At 71.4% G+C, this 23,002-nt stretch carries 23 protein-coding genes; 14 read left to right on the top strand and 9 right to left on the bottom strand.

What is annotated here, in order from left to right; all coding sequences use genetic code 11:
• The first annotated feature begins 118 nt into the window (after window positions 1–118).
• Window positions 119–2,200: a DHA2 family efflux MFS transporter permease subunit gene (locus ACIBN2_RS12560; protein ID WP_399134293.1), complete on the top strand. Its 2,082-nt coding sequence runs from the start codon at window positions 119–121 to the stop codon at window positions 2,198–2,200.
• Here the strand turns inward: ACIBN2_RS12560 and ACIBN2_RS12565 are convergent.
• A complete protein-coding gene (locus tag ACIBN2_RS12565; protein ID WP_399134294.1) occupies window positions 2,193–2,693 on the bottom strand; it encodes a GNAT family N-acetyltransferase in 501 nt (166 codons plus the stop codon). The genes ACIBN2_RS12560 and ACIBN2_RS12565 overlap by 8 nt on opposite strands.
• A 196-nt stretch (window positions 2,694–2,889) precedes the next feature.
• Between ACIBN2_RS12565 and ACIBN2_RS12570 the strand changes: the two genes are divergently transcribed.
• On the top strand, window positions 2,890–3,585 hold the full coding sequence (locus tag ACIBN2_RS12570; protein WP_399134295.1) for a hypothetical protein: 696 nt from the start codon (window positions 2,890–2,892) through the stop codon (window positions 3,583–3,585).
• Between the two features lie 5 nt (window positions 3,586–3,590).
• Window positions 3,591–4,208: a hypothetical protein gene (locus tag ACIBN2_RS12575; RefSeq protein ID WP_399134297.1), complete on the top strand. Its 618-nt coding sequence runs from the start codon at window positions 3,591–3,593 to the stop codon at window positions 4,206–4,208.
• A gap of 6 nt (window positions 4,209–4,214) precedes the next feature.
• Here ACIBN2_RS12575 and ACIBN2_RS12580 read toward each other — a convergent pair whose 3' ends face one another.
• Window positions 4,215–4,637: a DUF1992 domain-containing protein gene (locus tag ACIBN2_RS12580; RefSeq protein ID WP_399134298.1), complete on the bottom strand. Its 423-nt coding sequence runs from the start codon at window positions 4,635–4,637 to the stop codon at window positions 4,215–4,217.
• 81 nt (window positions 4,638–4,718) lie between these two features.
• On the opposite strand from ACIBN2_RS12580, the gene ACIBN2_RS12585 reads away from it, so the two are divergent.
• On the top strand, window positions 4,719–5,108 hold the full coding sequence (locus ACIBN2_RS12585; RefSeq protein ID WP_384249180.1) for a hypothetical protein: 390 nt from the start codon (window positions 4,719–4,721) through the stop codon (window positions 5,106–5,108).
• Between the two features lie 31 nt (window positions 5,109–5,139).
• Here the strand turns inward: ACIBN2_RS12585 and ACIBN2_RS12590 are convergent, their stop codons facing one another.
• Both ACIBN2_RS12590 and ACIBN2_RS12595 read right to left on the bottom strand, forming a co-directional pair.
• Window positions 5,140–5,811, bottom strand: coding sequence for an O-methyltransferase (locus ACIBN2_RS12590; RefSeq protein WP_399134299.1), 672 nt, complete (start codon window positions 5,809–5,811; stop codon window positions 5,140–5,142).
• Window positions 5,812–5,858: 47 nt separating this feature from the next.
• Window positions 5,859–6,968, bottom strand: a complete 1,110-nt coding sequence (locus ACIBN2_RS12595; RefSeq protein ID WP_399134300.1) for a DUF2330 domain-containing protein — start codon at window positions 6,966–6,968, stop codon at window positions 5,859–5,861.
• Window positions 6,969–7,265: 297 nt separating this feature from the next.
• Here ACIBN2_RS12595 and ACIBN2_RS12600 point away from each other — a divergent pair, with 297 nt between their 5' ends.
• Window positions 7,266–8,489 carry an RNA-guided endonuclease InsQ/TnpB family protein gene (locus ACIBN2_RS12600; protein WP_399134301.1) on the top strand — a complete coding sequence of 408 codons (1,224 nt, stop codon included), beginning with the start codon at window positions 7,266–7,268 and terminating at the stop codon, window positions 8,487–8,489.
• Between the two features lie 57 nt (window positions 8,490–8,546).
• Here ACIBN2_RS12600 and proP read toward each other — a convergent pair whose 3' ends face one another.
• Window positions 8,547–9,902 carry a glycine betaine/L-proline transporter ProP gene (gene proP, locus ACIBN2_RS12605; protein WP_399134302.1) on the bottom strand — a complete coding sequence of 452 codons (1,356 nt, stop codon included), beginning with the start codon at window positions 9,900–9,902 and terminating at the stop codon, window positions 8,547–8,549.
• Window positions 9,903–10,242: 340 nt separating this feature from the next.
• On the opposite strand from proP, the gene ACIBN2_RS12610 reads away from it, so the two are divergent.
• From ACIBN2_RS12610 to ACIBN2_RS12620, 3 genes are all read left to right on the top strand, one after another.
• On the top strand, window positions 10,243–12,288 hold the full coding sequence (locus ACIBN2_RS12610) for a bifunctional glycosyltransferase 87/phosphatase PAP2 family protein (RefSeq protein WP_399134303.1): 2,046 nt from the start codon (window positions 10,243–10,245) through the stop codon (window positions 12,286–12,288).
• Window positions 12,289–12,945: 657 nt separating this feature from the next.
• The gene (locus ACIBN2_RS12615; protein ID WP_399134304.1) at window positions 12,946–13,836 is read left to right on the top strand and encodes a flavin-containing monooxygenase; all 891 of its coding nucleotides are present in this window, start codon (window positions 12,946–12,948) and stop codon (window positions 13,834–13,836) included.
• Window positions 13,837–13,937: 101 nt separating this feature from the next.
• Window positions 13,938–15,155, top strand: a complete 1,218-nt coding sequence (locus ACIBN2_RS12620) for a hypothetical protein (RefSeq protein WP_399134305.1) — start codon at window positions 13,938–13,940, stop codon at window positions 15,153–15,155.
• Between the two features lie 56 nt (window positions 15,156–15,211).
• On the opposite strand, the gene ACIBN2_RS12625 is transcribed toward ACIBN2_RS12620, so the two are convergent.
• On the bottom strand, window positions 15,212–16,447 hold the full coding sequence (locus ACIBN2_RS12625; RefSeq protein ID WP_399134306.1) for a cytochrome P450: 1,236 nt from the start codon (window positions 16,445–16,447) through the stop codon (window positions 15,212–15,214).
• 231 nt (window positions 16,448–16,678) lie between these two features.
• On the opposite strand from ACIBN2_RS12625, the gene ACIBN2_RS12630 reads away from it, so the two are divergent.
• Both ACIBN2_RS12630 and ACIBN2_RS12635 read left to right on the top strand, forming a co-directional pair.
• On the top strand, window positions 16,679–17,848 hold the full coding sequence (locus ACIBN2_RS12630; protein WP_399134307.1) for a steroid 3-ketoacyl-CoA thiolase: 1,170 nt from the start codon (window positions 16,679–16,681) through the stop codon (window positions 17,846–17,848).
• A 42-nt stretch (window positions 17,849–17,890) separates the two neighbouring features.
• Window positions 17,891–18,130, top strand: coding sequence for a hypothetical protein (locus tag ACIBN2_RS12635; RefSeq protein ID WP_399134308.1), 240 nt, complete (start codon window positions 17,891–17,893; stop codon window positions 18,128–18,130).
• Window positions 18,131–18,137: 7 nt separating this feature from the next.
• Here the strand turns inward: ACIBN2_RS12635 and ACIBN2_RS12640 are convergent, their stop codons facing one another.
• Complete coding sequence (locus ACIBN2_RS12640; protein ID WP_399134309.1) at window positions 18,138–18,674, bottom strand: DUF4240 domain-containing protein; 537 nt, start codon at window positions 18,672–18,674, stop codon at window positions 18,138–18,140.
• A 110-nt stretch (window positions 18,675–18,784) separates the two neighbouring features.
• On the opposite strand from ACIBN2_RS12640, the gene ACIBN2_RS12645 reads away from it, so the two are divergent.
• From ACIBN2_RS12645 to ACIBN2_RS12655, 3 genes are read left to right on the top strand one after another with little or no spacing between them, the layout of a single operon-like run.
• Entirely contained in the window at window positions 18,785–19,342 is a 558-nt protein-coding gene (locus ACIBN2_RS12645; RefSeq protein ID WP_399134310.1) for a GNAT family N-acetyltransferase, read from the top strand.
• 47 nt (window positions 19,343–19,389) lie between these two features.
• The gene (locus ACIBN2_RS12650; protein WP_399134311.1) at window positions 19,390–19,851 is read left to right on the top strand and encodes a hypothetical protein; all 462 of its coding nucleotides are present in this window, start codon (window positions 19,390–19,392) and stop codon (window positions 19,849–19,851) included.
• Complete coding sequence (locus tag ACIBN2_RS12655) at window positions 19,848–20,309, top strand: pyridoxamine 5'-phosphate oxidase family protein (RefSeq protein WP_399134312.1); 462 nt, start codon at window positions 19,848–19,850, stop codon at window positions 20,307–20,309. The genes ACIBN2_RS12650 and ACIBN2_RS12655 overlap by 4 nt, the downstream gene beginning before the upstream one ends.
• A 17-nt stretch (window positions 20,310–20,326) precedes the next feature.
• Here ACIBN2_RS12655 and ACIBN2_RS12660 read toward each other — a convergent pair whose 3' ends face one another.
• Entirely contained in the window at window positions 20,327–21,025 is a 699-nt protein-coding gene (locus ACIBN2_RS12660) for a YoaK family protein (protein WP_399134313.1), read from the bottom strand.
• 103 nt (window positions 21,026–21,128) lie between these two features.
• Between ACIBN2_RS12660 and ACIBN2_RS12665 the strand changes: the two genes are divergently transcribed.
• Window positions 21,129–22,376, top strand: a complete 1,248-nt coding sequence (locus tag ACIBN2_RS12665; protein ID WP_399134314.1) for an alpha/beta hydrolase — start codon at window positions 21,129–21,131, stop codon at window positions 22,374–22,376.
• Here ACIBN2_RS12665 and ACIBN2_RS12670 read toward each other — a convergent pair whose 3' ends face one another.
• A complete protein-coding gene (locus ACIBN2_RS12670) occupies window positions 22,377–22,796 on the bottom strand; it encodes a transglycosylase SLT domain-containing protein (protein WP_399134315.1) in 420 nt (139 codons plus the stop codon). It abuts the gene before it with no gap.
• Window positions 22,797–23,002 lie beyond the last annotated feature (206 nt).

The raw sequence follows: 23,002 nt of genomic DNA on the forward strand, positions 1-23,002 counted from the left end.
ATCATTTAGCGGCCGTTGCCACCGGCCCCCGGAATATTGCGTTCCAAGCGGACTCGACAGGCCATAACCGGCCATACCGATCACCATGGACGTGTAACGAGAGCGTCGGGAGGTCTTCATGGCCGGGGATGCGCACGGTAGGACGGGACATGTGCGAGACGCACAGCCGCCCGACGAGCCCCCGCAACGGGGCAGCGCCGCCCAGCAACACGTGTCCGGGAACGTGCTCGTCTCGATCGGCGCGCTGCTCCTCGGGCTGCTGCTCGCCGCCCTCGACCAGACCATCGTCTCGACCGCACTGCCCACCATCGTCAGCGACCTCGGCGGCCTGGAGCACCTGTCCTGGGTGGTCACCGCGTATCTGCTGGCCTCGACCGCCGCGACCCCGCTGTGGGGCAAGCTCGGCGACCAGTACGGGCGCAAGAAGCTGTTCCAGACCGCGATCGTGATCTTCCTGATCGGCTCGGCACTGTGCGGAATGGCGCAGAACATGCCCGAGCTGATCGCGTTCCGGGCCGTGCAGGGCCTGGGCGGCGGGGGGTTGATCGTGCTGTCGATGGCGATCGTCGGGGACGTCGTCGCGCCCCGTGAACGCGGCCGCTACCAAGGGCTGTTCGGAGCCGTGTTCGGCGCGACGAGCGTCCTGGGCCCGCTGCTCGGCGGCCTGTTCACCGAACACCTCAGCTGGCGCTGGGTCTTCTACGTCAACCTGCCCGTCGGTGTCGTGGCGCTCGCCGTGATCGCGACCGCCCTGCACATCCCGCGCAAGTCCACGCAGCACGTCATCGACTACCTCGGCACCCTGCTCATCGCCTCGGTCGCCACCTGCCTGATCCTGGTCGCCTCGCTCGGCGGGACCACCTGGGACTGGGGCTCGCCGCAGATCATCGGGCTGATCGTGCTGGGCGTCGTGCTGGGTGTGGCGTTCGTCGCCGTGGAGCGCAGGGCGGCCGAACCGGTGCTGCCGCTCAAGCTGTTCCGCATCCGCACCTTCACCCTCTCCGCGATCATCAGCTTCATCGTCGGCTTCGCCATGTTCGGCGCGATGACCTATCTGCCGACCTTCCTCCAGGTCGTCCAGGGCGTCACACCGACCATGTCCGGCGTGCACATGCTGCCGATGGTCTTCGGCATGCTGCTGTCGTCCACCGCGTCCGGGCAGATCGTCAGCCGCACCGGCCGCTGGAAGGTGTTCCCGATCGCCGGCACGGCGGTCACCACGATCGGGCTGCTGCTCCTGCACCAGCTCGACGAGAACAGCTCCACCGCCACGATGAGCACGGACTTCTTCGTCTTCGGCCTCGGCCTCGGCCTGGTCATGCAGGTGCTGGTGCTCATCGTGCAGAACGCGGTCTCCTACGAGGACCTCGGCGTCGCCACCTCGGGCGCGACCTTCTTCCGCTCCATCGGCGCCTCCTTCGGCGTCGCCATCTTCGGCACCGTCTTCGCGAGCCGGCTCGGCGACAAGCTGACGAGTGCCTTCCAGGGCGTCCGGCTGCCCGGCGGCGTCTCACCGGACGCGCTCGAGTCCGATCCGCGCGGCATCGGGTCGCTGCCGCCCGCGCTGCGCCCGGCCGCCCTGCACGCGTACGCGTCGTCCATCACCGACGTCTTCCTGTACGCCGCACCCGTCGCCCTGCTCGGCTTCGTGCTGGCCTGGTTCCTCAAGGAGGACAAGCTGCGCGGCTCGGTCACCGCGCCGGACATCACGGAGACCCTCGCCAGCAACCCGGTCGAACGCTCCTCCGCCGACGAGGTGTGCCGCGCGCTGTCCGTGCTCGGCACCCGCGAGGGCCGCCGGGAGATCTACGTGAAGATCACCGAGCGGGCGGGCTACGACCTGCAGCCCGCGGCGAGCTGGCTGCTGCTGCGGATCAAGAAGTACGGCTGGGCCGAGCCGGGCGTGCTCGCCGAGCGCACCTCGCTGCCGATCCAGGTCATCATCGCCGGCGCCCGCCAGGTCGAGGAGCGCCGCCTGGCCCGGCGCGAGGGCCTGGACCTCGTCCTCACCTCCAAGGGCCGCGCGACGGCCGAGCGGCTCTCCGAGGCGCGCGAGGAGTCGCTGGCCGAACTCCTCGGCGACTGGTGGGGCCCGGACCGGCCCACCGACCTCACCCAGCTGGTCGCCGAGCTCAACGACGAGCTGTGCGGCTCGGACCGTGAGCAGCCGCACAGCGGTGCGCCGGAACAGGTCACGTGAGGTCCTTGCGGAACCAGTGCTCGGCGTAGACGTCGTCGTTGTGCGGCTCGGTCTCGGTGTAGCCGAGCCGCGCGTACAGGGCGCGGGCCTCGACGAGATCGCTGCGCGTGTCGAGGATGATGCTCCCGGCGCCGAGGTCCCGGGCGGCGTCCTCGGCGGCCCGCACGAGGAGCGGGGCGCCGCCCTTGCCGCGTCTGTCCTCGTCCACGAACACCCTGGTCAGCTCGGCGGTCCGCGCGTCCAGCAGCCGCACCCCCGCACAGCCGGCCGGCTCACCGCCGTACCGGGCGACGAGCAACTTCCCGGTGGGCGGAGTCAGTTCGGACCCGGAGCGGGCGGCGATCTCCCGCTCCAGCTCGTCCGGGCCGGTCCGCCGCCGCTCGTGCAGCAGGTACCACCGGTCGCTGACCTCGGTGTAGTACGCCCGCCAGAGCGCGAGGGCGGCGGGGGAGTCGTAGGGCTCGGGGGCGACGGTCCAGGTCATGCCCGCCATTGTCGGGAGACACCGGGCACGGTCCGCAACCGCATTTGGACGGCTTCCGCCCCCTGCGCCGATCGGCGGACGCCCAGGTGGAGGGACCGGCTCCGGACGGCGGCCGTTTGAGGAGGGCCTTCCGGGCAACTCGAACGACGACCGGCCCGTCGGGCCGGCTCAGCCGATCTAGCCGACCCGAAATCGGAAGGCACCCATGTCCACTGGCTTGATCATTGCTTTGATCGTGATCGTGGCGGCCGTGATCGTAGTCGCGGCCGTGCTCAGCATGCGATCCCGCGGCCCGCGCGGCGGCCGGGACCTGAAGCGGCGCTTCGGCCCCGAGTACGACCGGACGCTGGCCCGGCACGACGGGGACGCCAAGGCTGCCGAGCGTGAGCTCGCCGAGCGCGTGGAGCGGCACGGTTCACTGCGCGAGCGGGAACTGGAGCCGGCGCAGCGCGAGGAGTTCGAGGCGCGCTGGACGGCCGCGCAGGAGCGGTTCGTCGACGCACCGCGCGAGGCGGTGGCCGAGGCCGACCGCCTGCTGTCGGAGCTGGCCGCGGCACGCGGCTTCCCGGAGGGCGGCCAGTACGAGGAGCAGCTCGCGGCGCTCTCCGTCCACCACGCCCACCACGTCCACGGCTACCGGCACGTCCACCGCGTCGCACGCGTCAGTGCGAGCGGGCAGGACGGCGACCGGGCCGACACGGAGGAGATGCGCGAGGCCATGGTCGAGGCGCGCGCACTCTTCGAGGAACTGACCACGCAGGGCCGCCGCGCCGGCCGGAACGACGGCACCGCCAGGACCGAGAAGCCGGCGGCGCGGGCCGCGGACCGTACGGACGACCGCGGCGAAAGCCGCAGCCCGCTGCCGTGGGCCTTCAACCGACGTCACGCAAAGGGGAGTTGAGCGACATGACGGACGCGACGACCGGACGCGGTGCGGGTCGCGAGACCCCGCCGGGACACGACAGGATCGTGGCACCGACTCCGCACGAGGCGAGCGATCCCGAGGCGCCGGCCCCCGGCACCAAGGCGACGACGGACTTCGAGGGGACCGGGCGCGGCGGAACCACGGAGCGCGCCGGGACGGGGACCACGGAGCGCGCCGGGACCACCGAGCGCCCCGGGACCACCGAGCGCGCCGGAGCCACCGAGCGCGTGCGTGCCGCCGAACCCACGGGCACCGGCGACACCACCGGCCACGGCTCCATCACCGGCCGCGGATCCACCACCGGCCATGGCGACACCACCGGTCTCCTCCCCCACGACGAGTGCGACAAGCTCGAACTGCGGCTGCGCAACGCCGTCTCCGGGTTCGTCGACAGCCCCAAGCAGGCCGTCGAGGAGGCCGACCACGTGGTCGAGGAGATCGCCGGCCGCTTCACGGAGGCGCTGACCCGGCGCCGCCGTACCCTGCGCACGTCCTGGCAGGACGGCGAGGCGGACAAGGCGACGCACTCCGACACCGAGCAACTCCGGCTGGCCCTGCGGGACTACCGGGAGCTGGCGGAACGACTCCTGCACAGCTAGCCGCGCCTACGCGGACGGTTCGTCCGCGGCCGCCGACGCCCGGCCCTCCCGCCACTGCGCTACGACCTCTTCGACGTCGTAGGGCTTCATCCCGAGCGGGGGGCCGGGCGGCGGCCTGAACATCATGTCGCGGATCTTGACGTTGACCTCGGTGATGATCTTCCGCGCGATCCGCTCCGAGGGCGCCGCGTACGCCGCGGCGAGCGCGTCCTCGGCCTCCTTGCGCAGGGCAAGGCCCGGCGGCAGCACCGAGAGGCCCTCGCGGGCCATCTTGCCCTTGATCCACCACAGTTCGTCGTACGCGGTGTCGGCGGGCAACGGCTTGCCCGCGCCGGGCAGTCGGGCGAACTCTCCGCGCCCCTCGGCGTCACGGATCTGCTTGTCGACCCAGGACTCGAACGGGACGCCCGGTGGCTTTCGCTCGGTCATGACTCCATTGTGCCGGACGGGATGTGGTCGGGCGATTTAGTATGCGGCCGCTGTGTCACGACACTTCATGAGGAGCAGCGCGTGCTCGAACTGACCATGGCCACCGTCTCCGGGGAAGAGGGGGCCACGGCAGGCATGCTGATGGCCGACGCGCCGAGCGAGCCCGGTGCCGTGCTGCGGGTGGGCCGGGACAAGGCCGTGTGCCGCCTGGTGACGCCCGACGACTGGCTGTTCGTCTCGCGGGTCCACCTGGAGTTCCAGTGCGGCCCGGAGGGGATCTGGCAGGTCACCTGGCTGCGCGGCTCGCAGCCCGACCCCTCCTCCGAAGTCCGGCTGGTCGTCGGGGAGTATGCCCAGCCCCTCGTCTACGGCGGCACGGTGGCGCTGCCCCGCGGCGGCAACGGCGAGATCGTCGTGCAGGACCGCACCGCGCCGCGCAGCGTCAACATCGGCTTCTACCACGAGTTCTGAGCGCCGGCGGCGGCGCAGGGGCCGGCCGGGGTCACGCCAGCACGCGTGCGAGCGCGAAGCCGTCGTGGCCCTTGCTGCCCACCGTCTGCAGGGCGGTGCCGCTCAACCTCGGGTGGCGGGCGATCAGTTCGACGGCGGCGCGGCTGCCGACGACGTCCGGGTCGGTGCTGCCCGCCTCCACGACCCGGCCCTGCCGTACGACGTTGTCCACGACGATCAGGCTGCCCGCGCGGGTGAGGCGGAGCGCCCACTCGACGTAGCGCGGGTTGTTGGCCTTGTCGGCGTCGATGAAGACCAGGTCGAAGGGGGCGGGGTTCTCGTCGGCCAGCTTGGGCAGCGACTCCAGGGCGGGGCCGACGCGGACCTCGGCGATCCGGTCGAGGCCCGCGCGGGCGATGTTGCGGGTGGCGACCTCGGCGTGCCGGGCGCTGTACTCCAGCGAGATCAGGCGGCCGTCCGCGGGCAGCCCGCGGGCCATCCAGATCGTGCTGTAGCCGCCGAGGGTGCCGATCTCCAGGATGGTGCGGGCGCCCTGGATCTGCGCGAGGAGCTGCAGGAACTTGCCCTGGGGCGCGGTGACCGCGACCGGCGGGAGGCCGGCCGCCTCACTGTCGCGCACGGCCGCGTCGAGGGCCTCGTCGTTCGGCGAGAGCTGGGTGGTGAAGTAGTCGTCCACGTCGTGCCACAGCTGCGACTCGCTCATTCACCTGTGCCTTTCGTAGGGCTCGTTACGGCTTCTAACTAGCCGGCCTAACGAACTCCAGTATGCGCCGGTTCCGGGCGGCGGGAGCGGCGCAGGGCGAACACGGCCACGGCCGTCACGAGGACCGCGAGCGTGCCCACGACGGTCAGCAGCCATGCCGGGATTCCGGCCACCGTGCGCAGGTGGTCGTCGTAGACGACCTGCTCGAAGGGTGTGTCCGAGGAGGCCCGGCGCAGCTCGTGGTCGCCGGAGATCGAGGACGGGCGGGGGAACTCCTGGCCGATCGCGGTGAGGTACGGCGCGCCCTTGGCGAGTGCGGACAGCGGGCCCCAGTTCGTGTCGACGCGCCCGGCGTAGGTGACGCGGGGGCGTTCGCCGCCGATGGCCGAGCTGGTCCGCATGCGGTGCGCGGCGAGGACGTACAGGCCCAGGGACTGGGGTGTGCGGGCGAGGCGGGACAGGCGCATCGGGTAGACGGGGCGGCCGGAGGCGAAGGTGAGGTGCAGCGGGTCGAGCGTGCCGGCGAGGGGGGCGCCCGCGCGGTCGGGGGCGAGGCGGACGGCGACGTACTCCCAGTGCTGGTCGACGTACGGCTGGAGGGCGTCCTGGAGGCGGGGCGGCATCACGAATCCGTGGGAGCCGAGCCAGTCGTTCAGGGCGGCCGGGTCGGTGGCGGTCAGGCGCGCCACGTCGAAGGGGCCGAGCTTCTGCCGGCCGACCACGCCCACGCCCTGCGGGGCGCCGGCGCCCGGGAACGAGGCGCCGGAGTCGTCGCCGGTGACCAGCGGCCAGTCGCCGTCCTGGGGCCAGAAGTGGTAGCGGTCCCGGTGGACGGGGGCGGTGGCGGTGCGGAGCTGGGTGAACAGCTCGGGATCACCGAGCTTGACGCTCGCCCGGTGCGGGACGGGCATGATCCAGGCGGCCTTGTCGGCGTCTCCGCCGACCGTCAGGCTCATCACGATCTGCTCCTGCCGCCCGTCCCACCGGACGACGGACTCCTCCCGGTCGACCCCCACCTGCTGCCGGGCCCCCGGAATCATGGCCCCGCAACCACACGCGTATGCGGGTGCGATCAGTGACCCCAGCTGAATGCCGAGCAGCGCCAGCACGACCGTCAGTACGCGCGCGTGCACCCATTTCCGCAGGAAACGGCCCATTCCTCGAAGCCTCCGTGATGCCGTGGACGGGGCTTCAGACGTCATGCGGGGCGAGGTGGTTCCAGGGGGTGTTCGCCGGGTCGCGGTGGGTGGGGGCCGGAGCCGGACCTCGCCGGCGCTACCGGGAATCATTCGCAGTGCTCCGGTCTTCGGGTCGGGGGTGAAGCGAATCCTGTGGTTGCGAGGCGGAGCGCCGCGGTGGCTTTCCGGCGGAGCCGGACCCTGCTTCGTGGCGGTGACGTGTCGCTCGCATGTTCTCGGTGACGACGTGGGTTCGACTTGCCTAGTGTGATCGTCATGCAGCTCCGGTACGCCTTCAGGTTGTACCCCGACGCCGCTCAGCAGGCCGCGCTGGCCAGGGCGTTCGGGTGCGCCCGCGTCGTGTTCAACGACGCGGTCCGCGCCCGTGAAGGCGCCCGAAGCGCCGGGCAGCCGTTCCCGACGGCCGGGCAGCTGTCCCGGAAGCTGATCACCGAGGCGAAGCAGACCACCGGGCGGTCCTGGCTGGGCGAGTTCTCCGCGGTAGTGCTCCAGCAGTCCCTGCGGGACGCCGAGACCGCCTACAGGAACTTCTTCGCCTCCCTCAAGGGCACCCGCAAGGGCCCCAAGCTCGGCGCACCCCGCTTCAAGCCCCGCAAGGACAAGCGGCAGTCGATCCGGTTCACCGCCAACGCCCGCTGGCACATCACCGGCCATGGCCGTCTGAACCTGCCCAAGATCGGCGCGGTCAAGGTGACGTGGTCCCGCACCCTGCCCACCACCCCCACCTCCGTCACCGTCATCAAGGACGCGGCGGGCAGATTCTTCGCCTCCTTCGTCATCGACACCGACCCCACCGCCGACCAGGCCCGCATGCCCGACACCGACCGCACCATCGGCATCGATCTCGGCCTGAACCACTTCGCGGTCCTCTCCGACGGCACGAAGATCGACTCCCCGCGCTTTTTGCGGCGCGCGGAGAAGAAGCTGAAGAAGGCCCAAAAGGAGCTGTCCCGCAAGCAGAAGGGATCAAAGAACCGGGCCAAGGCCCGCCTCAGGGTCGCCCGCGCCCACGCCAAGGTCACCGACGCACGGCGCGAGTTCCACCACCAGCTCTCCACGAAGCTGATCTCCGAAAACCAAGGGATCGCCGTGGAGGACCTCTCGGTGGCGGGACTGGCCCGCACCAAGCTGGCCAAGTCCGTCCATGACGCGGGCTGGACGTCGTTCGTGAACATGCTGGAGTACAAGGCACAACGGTACGGCCGCACCCTGGTCAAGATCGGACGGTTCGAACCGACGAGTCAGATCTGCTCCACCTGCGGCGTCAAGGACGGACCCAAACCCCTCAACGTGCGGGAATGGACTTGCACCGCCTGCGGCACCCTCCACGACCGGGACACCAACGCCGCACTCAACGTGAAGACGGCCGCCGGACTGGCGGTATCGGCCTGCGGAGCGCCGGTAAGACCAGAATCCGTTCTGGCACAGCGCGAAGAAACAGGAAGCCACGGATTCGAGACCGGAAACCGTGCCGCGTAGCGGCACAGCAACCAGTTGAGAAGGCCGGAATCCTCGCCCTTCAGGGCGAGGAGCATGTCAATTCTCCACGGAAGGCGCCGACCCCGGCAGCGGGCGGCCGGCCGACTCCGTCATGAACCAGACCGCGATGCCGCCGATGACGGCCGCGGCCATCATGTAGTACGCGGGCATCATCATGTTGCCGGTGGCGCCGATGAGGGCCGTGACGACCAGGGGGGTCGTGCCGCCGAAGAGGGAGACGGAGACGTTGAAGCCGATGGACAGGGAGCCGTAGCGGACCCTGGTGGGGAACAGGGCCGGGAGGGCGGACGGCATCGCGGCGGTGAAGCAGACCAGGAGCAGGCCGAGCGCGGCCATGCCGAGGGCGACCGCGGCCAGGCTGCCCTGGCGGATCAGCAGGATCGCCGGGACGGAGAGGAACAGGAAGCCCGCGCAGCCCGCGGCGATCACCGGGCGGCGGCCGATCCGGTCGGTCAGGGCGCCGGCGAAGGGCTGGACGATCATCATCAGCGCCATCACGCCGAGGACGACCAGCAGTCCGTGCGTCTCGTCGTAGTGGAGCTCGCTGGTCAGGTAGCTCGGCATGTACGACAGCAGCATGTAGTCGGTGACGTTGAAGACCAGGACCAGGCCGACGCAGAGCAGCAGCGCCCTCCACTGGCCGGTGATCATCTCGCGCAGCGGCACCTTGGGCCGGACCGACTCCGCCTTCTCGACCTCGGCCGCGAACGCCGGGGTCTCCTCCAGCCGCATCCGCAGATACAGGCCGACGATGCCCATCGGACCGGCGATCAGGAACGGGATCCGCCAGCCCCAGGTCACCAGGTCGTGCGAGGACAGCAGCGCGGTCATCAAGGTGACCAGGCCCGCCCCGCCGATGTAGCCGGCGAGCGTGCCGAACTCCAGCCAGCTGCCGAGGAACCCGCGCTTCTTGTCCGGCGCGTACTCGGCGATGAAGGTCGACGCCCCCGCGTACTCGCCGCCGGTCGAGAAGCCCTGCACCAGCCGCGCCAGGAGCAGCAGCAGCGGCGCACCCACGCCGATCGTGCCGTACGACGGAATCAGGCCGATCGCGAAGGTGCCCGCGGCCATCATGATCATGGTCACCGCGAGGACCTTCTGGCGGCCGATCCGGTCCCCCAGCGGTCCGAAGACCATGCCGCCGAGCGGGCGGACCAGGAACGCCGCGGCGAAGGCGCCGAACGTGGACAGCAGCTGGGCGGTGGGGTTGCCCGACGGGAAGAAGACCTTGCCCAGTGTCACCGCGATGTAGCTGTAGACACCGAAGTCGAACCACTCCATCGCGTTGCCCAGCGCGGCCGCCTTCACGGCGCGGCGCACGAGGGCGGATTCGGTGGCGGTGACCTCAGGGGTGGTGTGTACGGGAGGGGAGGTGACGGTGGCGGTCGCCAAGAGTTCGCTCGCCTGCCTTTCGACGGGGACAAGGACACGGCCCGCTCGGCGGCGATGGCGGGGGACCGGACAGCGACCATAAGGGCATTTCCTGCCCTTACGGGACGCACACGACTCGTTGCACAGTGCAGGTAAACGCCGTGTTACAGGCTCGTTTGCCCGGCTGCCGATCAGCTCCGACGCGCGTTCGCTGTGATCCATCTCGCGTCCGGCGGAGGCAACCGGCCCCCCGGCGCACTATCGTCTTTCCGACAAAAGCAGGACGGACGCCAGGTGAAGCAGGGGTAGCCTGCGTCTCCTTCAGGGGGCACGGCACAACGGGGCGGGAGGCCGACCAGGCGTGGCGAACGTGGAGCACAGCGGGCGACCGGCGGAAGCCTTCGGAGCGACGGCCGTAGGCGGCGTCAAGGGCCGCCTGCGCGCCGCGCGCCTGGGTCTGTGGCTGATCGCGGCGGTCCTCGCCGTGCGCCAGGTGGCCGTCGTCCTCAGCACCCCGAGAGGCGAGCGGCTGACCGACCTGGAGACCTGGGTCGGCCCGAACGGCGTCCTGCACGTGAAGGGCTCGCTCTACGACTCCACGCAGTTCACCGGCACACCCTTCGCCGGCCTCGTCCTCAAACCCCTGACCCGCGCCGCCGAGCAGGCCCTCGGCTGGGGCTGGACCTTCGGCACGCTGCTGCTGGTCGTCGCGCTCGGGCTGGTCGCGGCCCGCGCGCTGCCGCAGCCGGTGAGCAGGCGGACCTCACTGCTGGCCGCGCCGGTCGCGGTCAGTCTGCTCATGCTGTCGCTGCCCGTGCGCAACGCCCTCTGGCTCGGCCAGATCAGCATCCTGCCGGTGCTGCTCGTGCTGGTCGGCTGCTTCATCGTCCGCGGGGAGCGCACCAGCGGCCTGCTCATCGGCATCGCCGCCGCGCTCCAGCCGACCGTGCTGCTCTTCGCGCCGCTGCTGTGGTTCACCGGCCGCCGCCGGGCCGCCGTCTCCGCAGCCGTCACGGCCGCCGCGTGCACCGCGCTCGCGTGGGCCGCGATGCCGCACGACTCGTACGCCTACTGGGTGCACCACATGGCGGGCACCGGCCTGGGCGGACCCGCCGACGACCTCGCCAACCAGTCCCTGCACGGCGGACTGCTGCGGCTGGGCCTGACCGGCCCGCTGGAGATCGCCCTCTTCTTCGGCCTCGGCACCGCGGTCGCCGTCCTCGGCGTGCGCCGCGCCGTGCACTACGCGCGCGACGGGCAGCTGCTCCTCGCCGTCGCGATCACCGGCTGCGCGGCCATCGCCGTGTCCCCGACCACCTGGCAGCACCAGCTGCTGTGGGTGCTGCTCGCGGTCGTCGGGCGGGTCGGCAAGCGGGCCTCGGACCGGTACGTGTGGCCGGTGGCCGTCGTGCTGGTGATGACGCTGCCCGCCAAGATGATCCTGCCGAACATGTCGGCGGTGTACACCCTGCGCGACGACATCGTCCTGCTCGCCGCCCTCCTCGCGGCGACGGCCGTGCCGTTCCTGTCCCGGACCTCGCCGTACTACCGGTCGCCGATCCCGACCGAGTACGCCGCCCCGGTGCCCGCGCGCCTGAAGCACGTCCCGCTGCTGCCGTTCCTGCGCCGGGTCCTCACCCGCCCGAACCTCCTGCTGGAACTGCTGCTCATCCGCGTCACCTACGCCGCGTACCAGAAGGTCAGGCTCGCGGCGACCGGCGGCTCCAACTCGGCCGGGCGGGTCCGCGCCGAGCACCACGGCCGCCAGATCCTCGACATCGAGAGCTTCCTGCACATCGACGTCGAGCACTGGGTCAACCACGCCGTGGTCAAGGTCGACTGGCTGCGCGGCTTCTACGACTTCTACTACGAGTCCTTCCACTTCGTCGTCCCGCTGACCGTGCTCGCCGTGCTGTACTGGCGCCGCCCGGTCGACTACCGCTGGGCCCGCTCGTCCCTGGGCTTCGCCACGCTGCTGGCCCTGGTCGGCTTCTGGCTCTACCCGCTGGCCCCGCCGCGCCTGCTGCCCGGCCTCGGCATCATCGACACCGTCCACGGCGTCCAGGACTTCTCCAAGCCGGACTACGGCACGCTCACCGCGCTGACCAACCAGTACGCGGCGATGCCCTCGCTGCACTTCGGCTGGGCGCTGTGGTGCGGTGTGGTGATCGCCGTCATCGCGCCCAGGTGGTGGATGAAGGCGCTCGGCCTGCTGCACCCGTTCTTCACGGTCTCGGCGATCGTGGCCACCGGCAACCACTGGGTGCTGGACGCCGTGGGCGGCGCGGCGGTCGTGGGCGCGGGCTTCGGGCTGTCCTACCTGTTCCAGGGGCCGCGGGCCCGATCGGCCATGGCGACGGCCGCGAGCAAGGAGCCGGCGCCGGAGAAGGAACCGTCGCCGAGCTGACAGCGGCGTCCCGCTTGCGGTGAAATGTGAGCGGAGGCGCCATGGACTGGGACGCTCGGGTCGTGCGGGGGCGGGAGGCCGCCCGTGCGCTGGCCTGGACCGAGACCTACGAAGTGCTGGGCGCGGCCGACGCCGAGCGGCCGCTGGAGACCGCCGACCTGGAGCTGCTCGCCGAGGCCGCGGACATGCTGGGCAACTGCGACGACGCGGTGGCGCTGCTCCGGCGCACCTACACCGGGCACGCCGAGTCCGGGGCCGTCGGACGGGCGCTGCGCTGCGGGTACTGGCTGTGCAAGGCGCTGGCGTGGGGCGGTGAGTTCGCGCAGTCGGGGGCCTGGCTGGCCCGGGCGCGGCGGCTGGCGGCGACGGAGCCGGGCTGCCCGGAGCGCGCCTACCTGGTGCTGCTGGAGGCCGAACTGCACTTCCGGGCGGGCGAGTTCGGGCCGATGCTGGAGGCGATGAACCGCCTGTCCGAGCCGGTGCGCCCCGGCACGGACCCCGACCTCGCGGCCGGTACGACGATGACGCGCGGCCTCGCTCTCGTCAGCAACGGCGACATCGCCGCCGGGCTCGCCGAGCTCGACGACGCGATGATGACGGTCGCCGAGGGCACGGTGTCCGCGCGCTGCACCGGGATGATCTACTGCGTCGTCATCGGTGCGTGCCACGGCGTACGCGGCCTGGGCGGAACTCCCGGTGCGGGCCCGGACCGCGGTGCGGCGGGTGTCGTACGAAGGCGGCCGCTACCTCGTCGAGACGGACGGCGACCTGCGCTACGAGGCCGAGAACGTCGTGATCGCGGCGGGCTACGACCGCCTGCCGAAGACGCCCGAGTATGCCGATCAACTGGATCCGGAAGTAAGCCAGTTGCACGCGGTGGACTACCGCAACCCCGGCCAGCTCCAGGACGGCCCCGTCCTGGTCGTCGGCGCCGGGAACTCGGGCGCCGACATCGCCCTCGAACTCGCCCGCGGCCACCGGGTGCTGCTCTCCGGCCCACACCCGGGACAGCTCCCATGGCACATCGACCGGCGCCCGGCCCGCGTCCTGGTCCCCGCCCTCTTCTTCCTCTTCCGCAACCTGCTGACCGTCCGCACGCCGATCGGCCGCAAGGTCCGCCCGAAGGTCCTCGCGCACAGCGCCCCGCTGATCCGCGTGGAGTCCGCCGACCTGAAGGCCGCGGGCGTCCGGCGCGTCGCGCGCACGACCGGCGTGCGGGACGGGCGCCCGGTGCTCGCCGACGGCACCGCGGCGGATGTCACCAACGTCGTGTGGTGCACGGGGTTCCGGCCGGACACCTCCTGGATCGACCTCCCCGTCTTCGGCCCGGACGGCGAACCGGCCCAGCAGCGCGGCGTGCTGGAGTCGCAGCCGGGCCTGTACTTCGTCGGCCGGCTCTTCCAGTACGCGATGGCCTCGTCGATGATCCAGGGCGTGGGCCGGGACGCCGAGCACGTCGTACGGCATCTGGTGGCGCGGTCGCCCGAGCGGCCGACTACCGCTGAAATATGCGCCGTTGACGCGCACAACCGTTCGTCGTCCGGATGAGTTTCTGCGTACATGCGGCGGCGCGGCGGTTGGCCGGAGCGCGCGGACGGTAGCAAGGAACGGATCGATCATGTCCGCGCGTTCCGACCACAGGGGGGTTCATGAGACGCGCAGGATTACGTGCCCGTGCCCGCGCCGTGGCCGCGGCAGCCACGCTCACGCTGCTCGCGCTCGGCTCGGGCCAGGCGTCCGCGCACACCGCGCAGCCGCAGCCGTCGTCGCCACCGCACTACACCGCCCTCGACCTGGGCACCCTCGGCGGCACCAGCAGCTCGGCGATCGCCGTCGACCGTGACACGGTCGTCGGCAGCTCGGCGCTCGCCGACGGCTTCCTGCGGCACGCCTTCGCCTACGACCGCTCCACGCACGTCATGACCGACCTCGGCACGCTCGGGGGGAACACGAGCAGCGCGGTCGCCGTGCAGGGCCGCCACGTCATCGGCGACTCCACGACCGCCGACGGCGACGAGCACGCCTTCGTCTACGACCTGCGCACCCACCACATGCGGGCCCTGGGCACCTTCGGCGGCACCGGCAGCCACGTCGACGCCATCAGCGGGGACACGGTGGTGGGCAGCGCCCGCACGGCCGGCAACCAGAGCACCCACGCCTTCGCGTACAACGTGCGCACCGGCACGATGACCGATCTCGGCAGCCCGGCGGGACCGGCGGGGATCAGCAGCGCGGTCGGCATCTCCGAGGGCCGCTACGTCGCTGGCACCTGGGACGTCCCCTCGGCGCCGTTCGACGGCGGCCAGAGCTTCGTCTACGACCTGCGCACGCACACCATGACCGACCTGTGCGTCGGCGGCGTCCACAGCAAGGCCACCTCGATGAGCGGCCACACGATCGTCGGCACCACTCAGCCGAAGCCGAGCGGCTCCGGCGACACTCCCGCGCCCCGCGGCTTCGCCTACGACATCCGCACCGGGACCGTGACCGACCTGGGCCCGGAGATGTCCTACGGGCCGGTCGTCACCGGGCACACCGTCGTCGCCAGTGCCACCCCGGCCGCGTACGCCCTCGACCTCGTCACCGGGGCCAGGACGACCTTCGGCACCGGACCCGGCAGGACGGGCATCAACGGCGCCGCCGGAAAGTTCGTCGTCGGTGACGGTTTCCCGGGCCCGTTCTCCTACGTCTACCGGGTCGACACGCACCGGTTCACGCTGCTGCCCGCCGCCGGTGGCGTCCATGGCACGGCGACCGGAGCCGACCGCGGCGGGGCGGTCGTCGGCACGAGCGCGACGGCCCCGACGGACCCCTCCACGCCGGACGGCAGCTACCACGCGACGCTCTGGAGCCTACGGAAGAGCTGATGCGGCGATCGTGAGTGACGGGCCGGCGGCGCCGGGATGCCGCCGGCCCGAGTTCGTCAACCGGCCTGTACCTGGAGGTGCTTGACGCCGTTGATCCAGGCGGAGCGCAGGCGGTCGGGGTCGCTGGTCAGGGTGAGGCCGGGCAGGGCATCGGCGATGGCGTTGAAGATCAGGTCGATCTCCAGGACGGCCAGGGACTTGCCGAGGCAGTAGTGCGGGCCGCCGCCGCCGAAGCCGAGGTGGGGATTGGGGTCGCGCAGGATGTCGAAGCTGCCGGGGTCGGTGAAGACCTCGGGGTCGTGATTGGCGGCGGCGTAGAAGATGCCGACCCTGTCGCCCTTCCTGATCTGCTTGCCGCCGAGTTCGAGGTCCTGGGTGGCGGTGCGCTGGAAGGCGTTCACGGGGGTCGCCCAGCGCACGATCTCCTCGGCCGCGGTCTGCGGCCGCTCCCTCTTGTACAGCTCCCACTGGTCGGGGTGGGTCAGGAAGGCGTGCATGCCGTGGGTGATGGCGTTGCGGGTGGTCTCGTTGCCCGCGACGGAGAGCATCAGCACGAAGAAGCCGAACTCGTCGGAGTTCAGGTTCCCTTCGTCCTCCGCCGCCACCAGCGTGGTGACGATGTCCTTGGCCGGGCACTGCTTGCGGTCGGCGGCCATGTTCATGGCGTAGGCGATGAGTTCGGTGGCCGACTCGGCGCCGACCTCCTCGGTGATGGCGTACTCCGGGTCGTCGTACGAGATCATCTTGTTGGACCAGTCGAAGATCTTGGCCCGGTCGTCCTGCGGGATGCCGATGAGCTCGGCGATGGCCTGCAGGGGCAGTTCGCAGGCGACCTCGGTGACGAAGTCGAAGGTGCCGTCCTGGGCGCGGGCGTTTTGCGCGATGGCGTGGGCGCGGTCGCGCAGCCGTTCCTCCAGCGCCCTGATGGCGCGCGGGGTGAAGACGCGCTGCACGATCTGGCGGACGCGGGTGTGCTCCGGCGGGTCCATGTTGAGCAGGATCAGCCGCTGCATGTCGATCGCGTCGCGCTCGATGTGCTCGTTGAAGCGGATGATCGCCGTGTTCTGCCACGACGAGAACAACTCGGGGTGGGTGGAGACGTACTTGACGTCCGCGTGCCGGGTGACGGCCCAGTACCCCTCGTCCCGGAAGCCGGCCACGTTGTCCGACTGCGGGATCCAGCGGACCGGTTCGGCCCGCCGCAGTTCGGCGAACTCCGGCAGGGGCACGCGGTGGTGCAGCAGGTCGGGATCGGTGAAGTCGAACCCTTCGGGGAGAGCTGGACAGGGCATGGGCGACTCCAGCCTGTGTTCTGACGATCCATCAGGTTTGCCGTGAAGGTAATAACGGGTTCTACAAGAGGCAAGAGGCGCGACACGCCGAATTGCGTGCACGACCCTTGCGGTTGTGACCGTGGGGTCAGCAGACTGCATGCAGAACTAGAACACGTACTAGTTCAGCGTGGCGGGGCCGGCCGGGACGCCCCCGCGCCGCGCGGGTACCGGAGGAGAGGATCCCCCACCATGGCCGCGGAACCCGTGATCGTCGAAGCCGTACGCACCCCCATCGGCAAGCGCGGTGGAGCGCTCGCCAATCTGCATCCCGCCTACCTCCTGGGCGAGACCTACCGTGAACTCCTCGGCCGCACCGGCATCCCCGCCGACGCGGTCGAACAGATCGTCGGCGGCACGGTGACCCACGCCGGCGAGCAGTCCATGAACCCCGCGCGCACGGCCTGGCTCACCATGGGGCTGCCGTACGAGACCGCCGCGACGACGGTCGACTGCCAGTGCGGGTCCTCGCAGCAGGCCTCGCACATGACGGCCAACATGATCGCGGCGGGTGTCATCGACGTCGGGATCAGCTGCGGGGTCGAGGCGATGTCGCGGGTGCCGCTGGGGTCGGGGTCCAAGCACGGCCCCGGCAAGCCGTTCCCGGACGAGTGGAACGTCGACCTGCCGAACCAGTTCGAGGCGGCCGAGCGCATCGCCCGCCATCGCGACCTGAGCAGGGAGAACGTCGACTCGCTCGGCCTGATCTCGCAGGAGCGGGCCGCCGTGGCCTGGGCCGAGGAGCGGTTCAAGAAGGAGACGTTCGCCGTCCAGGTCCCCACCACCGAGGACGAGCAGCGGGCCGGCCAGGGCATGTGGCGGCTCGTCGACCGCGACGAGGGGCTGCGCGACACGACGATGGAGGCGCTGGCGCGCCTGAAGCCGGTGATGCCCACGGCCGTCCACACGGCGGGCAACTCCTCACAGATCAGCGATGGTGCGGCCGCCATCATGTGGGCGTCGAAACGGATGGCGCGTGCGCTGAAGCTGAAGCCGCGGGCGCGGATCGTGGCCCAGGCGCTGGTGGGCGCCGACCCGCACTTCCACCTGGACGGCCCGATCGACGCGACGCGCGCGGTGCTCGGCAAGGCGGGCATGTCCCTGAAGGACATCGACGTCGTCGAGATCAACGAGGCGTTCGCCTCAGTGGTGTTGAGCTGGGCGCAGGTCTTCGAGCAGGATCTGGAGAAGGTCAACGTCAACGGCGGAGCGATCGCCCTCGGGCACCCCGTGGGCGCTACCGGGGCGAGGCTGATCACGAGCGCCCTGCACGAACTGGAGCGCAGCGACAAGGAGTTCGCGCTCGTGACGATGTGCGCGGGTGGCGGCCTGGCCACCGGGACGATCCTTCAGCGGCTGTAGTAACCACTTGTCGGGGTTGACGCGAACTGATCAACTTACCCCATGCTGATCAACGTAATCCTCCGCGTCCTGCCCTTCTACATCCGTGAACCGCTCATCCTCGCGATCTGCGCCTTCTTCTCCGGCCTCGCCTTCTACTGGTTCTTCACGGCAGGAGGCCTGGGCCGGGCCGGCATCGGCCTGCTCTTCCTCGCGGTCGGCGCCCTGCGCGTCTACGTCTTCCGCAAGGAGTGGAGATCCCGCAGAGCGGCGAAGGAAGGCGGTGTCACGCAGCAGGCGTAGGGCCCGGTCAGTCGCGCTGGAGCGCGGCCAGACGCGGCAGCCGGCGGGTCATCTCGCCGGTGTCGTCGAAGTCGAAGGACCAGGCCGGGTCCAGCGGCGGGTAGGTGATGGTGAACGCGCCGGCGGGCAACTGCTCGCCGGTCGCCGTCAGGTGCGCGCTCCACGCGATGCCCAGTACGTCCTCGCACTCGAGCTCGCACCACTCCTGCGCCGAGCTCCGCACGGCAGGCATCTCCGCGAGGGCGTCGGGGTCGGCGAGCACGCGCTCGAAGACCTCGCGCCCCTGCGCGACCAGCCAGCCGCGGAAGTAGTCGAAGCCGTCGTCGGAGCAGCCGCCGTTGACGAGGTAGGCGGCGGCCCACAGCGGGTTGGTGTACGACTCGGCCAGCACGTCCCACAGTGCCTGCTGAGCCGCGACGATCTCCGGCACCGGCCGCTCGGCGAGCAGGGAGGAGGCCCGGCGGGCGACCGCCTCCGCGTCGTCCGGGTCGGGCACCTGGTCGCGGGCGGCCTCGATGAGCTGCCAGAACTGCTCTCTGTCCATGGCGGCAGAGCATGCCACCCGGCACTGACATCCTGGCCGGGACGGCGCACTACCCTTGCCGTCCGTACCCGTGAACAGCCGGACACGGACACGGACAGGGCAGGTGGACCATGGACGAGATCGAGGTCGCGGTGGGCGGCCCGGTGACCGTGCGGGAGATGCAGCCCGAGGACGAGGCGGGCGTGGGGCGGCTGTTCGGCGCCTGCGAGGACTACTTCGTCGCGGCGACCGGGGCGCCGGCCCTTCCGGCGGACGTGCAGAGCCTGTACTACGCGCTGCCCGAGGGCGCGGACTTCGAGCAGAAACGGCTGCTGGTGGTGTGCCGGGGCGCGGACGACGTCGTGGGTCTGGTCGATGTCGTGGATCGGCATCCCGATGTGGGCAGTTGCTCGGTCGGGGTGTTCCTTGTGGCGCCCGAACTCCGGCGTCAGGGGGTCGGCGCCGGGGTCGCGCGGCGGCTGATCGAGGAGGTGGCCGGGCGGGGCATGCGGACCGTGCTCGCCACGTGCCCGGGGGACTGGGAGCCGGGTGTGGCGTTCCTGCGGATCCTGGGCTTCGAGATCGGCGGGCCGGAGGCGGCGGCCGCTACGACCGTGGGCAACCGGACCCGGCACCCCGGCGAGAGCGGCCTGCGTACGGCGCGGCTGAAGGTGGTGGCCGACCGATGAGTTCCGTGCGCCGCTGACGTCTGCCCTGTGAGAGGGAGGTGGTCGCGGTGGATGCTGCGGCACGGCAGGCAGCGCTGGACCGGCTGGACGTCCTGGTCGGGGAGTGGGTGGTGGAGGCCGAGTTCCCCGGGCTGGAGGCGCCACCCGGGCGGAGTGTCTTCGAGTGGACGCTGGACCGGCAGTACCTCGCCCAGCGGACGGAGGCGCCCGATCCCGCACCGGACGCCATGGCGATCATCGCTGTGGACCCGGAGACCGGCGGCTACACCCAGCACTACTACGACTCCCGCGGCGTCGTACGGCTCTACGCCATGACCTTCGAGGACGGGGTATGGCAACTCCTGCGCGAGAAGCCGGACTTCTCGCCCCTGAGTTTCCGGCAGCGCTACGTCGGTCACCTGAGTGCGGACGGCGGCACGATCCGCGGCGCCTGGGAGACGGCCAAGGACGAGACGGGCCCGTACGTGCGGGACTTCGTCCTCAACTACCGCAGGAGCGGCCGCTCATGACGCCGGACGAGATCGTACGCGGCATCGTCGACGCCGGCCTGTACATGGTCCTCGCCACCGCCGACGGGGAAGGGCGGCCGTGGAGCTCGCCCGTCTACTTCGCGCACGTGGACTGCCGGGAGTTCGTGTGGGTCTCCTCGCCGGGCGTGCGGCACTCGCGCAACATCGCGGTACGGCCCGAGGTGGGCATCGCCGTCTTCGACTCGTCGGCGGCGATCGGCACCGGTCAGGGTGCCTACATGTCCGCCGTCGCCGAGGCCGTCGAGGAGGCGGACGCCGCCGAGCGTGTGCTCGACGTGTTCTCGCGCCGCTCGCTCACGCACGGCGGCCGGGTGTGGACGCTCGACGACGTGCGGGGCGACTCCGGGATGCGGCTCTACCGGGCGGTCGCGGTCGAGCACTCGATCCTGGCCAAGGACGGCAGGCCGGACCACCGGATCGCGGTCGAACTGGGCTGAATTCGTGGGTGCGCCGCTCACTCCCGGCCCGAGGAAACCACCGCCAGCAGCCCCGCCGCCCCCGCCGCGACCAGCAGCGGGATGCCCAGTCCGTGGTGCAGCACCAGCCACGCGCCCAGGCCGGCGCCCGCCGCCATCGCGACCACGGAGGCCGAGCGGCGGGGCGAGCGTCCTCCTGAGCCGCCGCCGGCGCGGGAGTCGGCGGCCAGGCCGGTCAGTGTCATCGTCAGGACCGTGGTCGTCAGGTCGGCGACGCCCAGCTTGCGGACCGTGGCGTTGCGCAGGCCCATCGCGAAGGCGGTGAGGGCGATCAGGGCGTAGACGGAGGCCGTGGCGTGCGGGGCGGCGAAGGCGACCGCGGCGGACGCGCCGACCAGGACCGCCTCGGCGGCGAGGACGAGCCGCGCCCAGGTGCGGCGCGAGCCCTCGCCCCGCCACCGCCCGACCCGGCCGCCGGCCACCGCGCCCAGCAGGAAGCACACCAGCGAGGTCGCCGTGTGCGGCACCGAGAACCCCGGGGCGCCGGCCGCGGCGAAGCCCAGCACGACCACGTTGCCGGTCATGTTGGCGGTGAAGACGTGCCCGAGCCCCAGATAACTCACCGCGTCGATCAGCCCGCTGACCACGGTCAGCCCCAACAGGACGGCCACCAGCCGCAGTCCGCGCGCCTCCCGGCCCGGATCGGCTGCCTGCGGGTCGGTGCTCTGCTCGGCCATGGCCTCTCCGGTGGGCGGTAGGGACGCGGTGTACCCAAGTCCACCATGGAGGCGGGGGACGCTCGGATGTCGGCGCGCGGTTCGCGTACGTAGCGTCTGAGACATGAGTGATGAGACGCGCAAACACCATGAAAACAGGAGTAGTTGGCGGACGCGGCGGGGACTCGCCGGAGCGGCCGCCCTGCTGCTCGCCGGGCTCGCGGCCGCTCCGGTCGCGGCGGCGGCCGAGCACCCGCACACCGGCGGCCGGCGCGGCGCCCTGGTCTCCGTCACTCCGGTCGCCCACCACGACGCCGCGCAGGTCAGGACGTTCCTGGCCGGGCGGCACGTCAAGGCCGACGAAGTGCGGTACGGCGTCCGGGCGTACCGGCTGACGTACCGGACGGTGGACCCGCAGGGGAAACCCACGACCGCGACCGGCCTGCTCACTCTCCCCGCGGGCGGCGCCCACCGGCTCGACCTGGTCTCCGACACGCACGGCACGATGGTCAAGCGCAGCTACGCGCCGTCCGCGAGCGAGGACACCGGGCGGGTGCCGTCGTATCTGAACGCCTCGGCCGGGCGCGCGGTCGCCGCGCCCGACTACCTGGGCCTCGGCGAGGGGCCGGGCCCGCACCCGTACTTGGACACCCGCTCCTCCGTCACCGCGTCCCTCGACATGCTGCGCGCCGCCCGCACGGCCGCGGCCCGGCTCGGCCGCCCGGTCGCCGGCGACGTCTACGCGACCGGGTTCTCCCAGGGCGGCCAGGTCGCGATGGCGCTCGGGAAGGCGCTGGAATCAGGCGCCGACCAGCACTTCCGCCTCAAGGCGCTGGCGCCGGTCAGCGGGCCGTACGACCTTCAGGGCCAGGAGATACCGGCTCTGTTCGACGGCCGCGTCAACGACACGAGCGGCGTCCTCTACATCTCGTACTGGCTGGTCGCGCAGAACAGGCTCCACCATTTCTACGACGACCCGGCCGAGGCGTTCCGCGCCCCCTACGCGAGCCGCGTCGAGGGCCTCCTGGACGGCAGTCACGAGGAGGAGGACGTGGTCAGGGGACTCGCACCGACCGTGAAGCGGCTGCTCACGCCCGGCTTCTACGAGCGGCTGCGGCACCCGGCGGGGCCGCTGCTGGCCGCGATGCGCGCGGCCGACCACACCTGTGACTGGAAGCCGGACGTGCCGGTGCGGCTGTACGCGGGCGACGACGACACCGACGTGCCCATCGGCAACGCCCGGACATGCGAACGCACCCTCGCCGGGATCGGGGCGAGGGTGCGGGTCGTGGACCAGGGGGCCGTGAACCACTTCGGTTCGTTCGCGGTGTCGGCGCCGCAGGTGGTGCGGTTCTTCGACCGGGTGGGCTGATCAGTACCAGCCGTGGGTCTGCCAGAAGGACCAGGCGCCGACCGGGCTGCCGTAGCGGGAGTTCATGTAGTCCAGGCCCCACTTGATCTGGGTCTTGGCGTTGGTCTTCCAGTCCGAACCGGCGGAGGCCATCTTCGAGCCCGGCAGGGCCTGGACCAGGCCGTAGGCGCCGGAGGAGGAGTTGGTCGCGGTGACGTTCCAGCCGCTCTCGCGCTCGACGATCTTGCTGAAGGCGTTGTACTGCGCGGCGCTCGGGATCATCTGGTGCGCGATCGACCGGGCCTCGGTGACGGAGTTGGCGGTCGCGGCGTGGGCGGGAGCCGCGGTCAGCACCATGCCGGCGGTGGCGGCGGCCACGGCGGCGGAGGCGAGGGCCTTCTTCGGGTTCGTGAGGTGGCGGGCGATGCGGGAGACAGTCACGAGGAACCTTTTCTTCGGGGACAGGGTGTCGCTCGCAGGCCGGGGCATACGTGGGCGCCGAGACCCTGGGGGTACGTCGGCGCCGTGCGACGTCGTCCAGAGAAACAGGCTCGGAGGGCGTCCGCAATGCCCCCTTTTACTAGTTGTGGTCGCATCTGGGGGCGGTGGGGTTCGTGTGATCTGGCTCTCAAAGTGCAGGTCGGACG

The sequence above is a fragment of the Streptomyces sp. NPDC050534 genome (assembly GCF_044457745.1).
Lineage (GTDB): Bacteria > Actinomycetota > Actinomycetes > Streptomycetales > Streptomycetaceae > Streptomyces.

What these genes read in the sequence shown, in the direction of transcription:
- ACIBN2_RS12560 (WP_399134293.1), top strand. Translation starts at nt 119, where the DNA reads ATGGCCGGGGATGCGCACGGTAGGACGGGACATGTGCGAGACGCACAG.
- ACIBN2_RS12565 (WP_399134294.1), bottom strand. Translation starts at nt 2,693, where the DNA reads ATGGCGGGCATGACCTGGACCGTCGCCCCCGAGCCCTACGACTCCCCC.
- ACIBN2_RS12570 (WP_399134295.1), top strand. Translation starts at nt 2,890, where the DNA reads ATGTCCACTGGCTTGATCATTGCTTTGATCGTGATCGTGGCGGCCGTG.
- ACIBN2_RS12575 (WP_399134297.1), top strand. Translation starts at nt 3,591, where the DNA reads ATGACGGACGCGACGACCGGACGCGGTGCGGGTCGCGAGACCCCGCCG.
- ACIBN2_RS12580 (WP_399134298.1), bottom strand. Translation starts at nt 4,637, where the DNA reads ATGACCGAGCGAAAGCCACCGGGCGTCCCGTTCGAGTCCTGGGTCGAC.
- ACIBN2_RS12590 (WP_399134299.1), bottom strand. Translation starts at nt 5,811, where the DNA reads ATGAGCGAGTCGCAGCTGTGGCACGACGTGGACGACTACTTCACCACC.
- ACIBN2_RS12595 (WP_399134300.1), bottom strand. Translation starts at nt 6,968, where the DNA reads ATGGGCCGTTTCCTGCGGAAATGGGTGCACGCGCGCGTACTGACGGTC.
- ACIBN2_RS12600 (WP_399134301.1), top strand. Translation starts at nt 7,266, where the DNA reads ATGCAGCTCCGGTACGCCTTCAGGTTGTACCCCGACGCCGCTCAGCAG.
- ACIBN2_RS12620 (WP_399134305.1), top strand. Translation starts at nt 13,938, where the DNA reads ATGAGACGCGCAGGATTACGTGCCCGTGCCCGCGCCGTGGCCGCGGCA.
- ACIBN2_RS12625 (WP_399134306.1), bottom strand. Translation starts at nt 16,447, where the DNA reads ATGCCCTGTCCAGCTCTCCCCGAAGGGTTCGACTTCACCGATCCCGAC.
- ACIBN2_RS12630 (WP_399134307.1), top strand. Translation starts at nt 16,679, where the DNA reads ATGGCCGCGGAACCCGTGATCGTCGAAGCCGTACGCACCCCCATCGGC.
- ACIBN2_RS12635 (WP_399134308.1), top strand. Translation starts at nt 17,891, where the DNA reads ATGCTGATCAACGTAATCCTCCGCGTCCTGCCCTTCTACATCCGTGAA.
- ACIBN2_RS12640 (WP_399134309.1), bottom strand. Translation starts at nt 18,674, where the DNA reads ATGGACAGAGAGCAGTTCTGGCAGCTCATCGAGGCCGCCCGCGACCAG.
- ACIBN2_RS12645 (WP_399134310.1), top strand. Translation starts at nt 18,785, where the DNA reads ATGGACGAGATCGAGGTCGCGGTGGGCGGCCCGGTGACCGTGCGGGAG.
- ACIBN2_RS12655 (WP_399134312.1), top strand. Translation starts at nt 19,848, where the DNA reads ATGACGCCGGACGAGATCGTACGCGGCATCGTCGACGCCGGCCTGTAC.
- ACIBN2_RS12660 (WP_399134313.1), bottom strand. Translation starts at nt 21,025, where the DNA reads ATGGCCGAGCAGAGCACCGACCCGCAGGCAGCCGATCCGGGCCGGGAG.
- ACIBN2_RS12665 (WP_399134314.1), top strand. Translation starts at nt 21,129, where the DNA reads ATGAGTGATGAGACGCGCAAACACCATGAAAACAGGAGTAGTTGGCGG.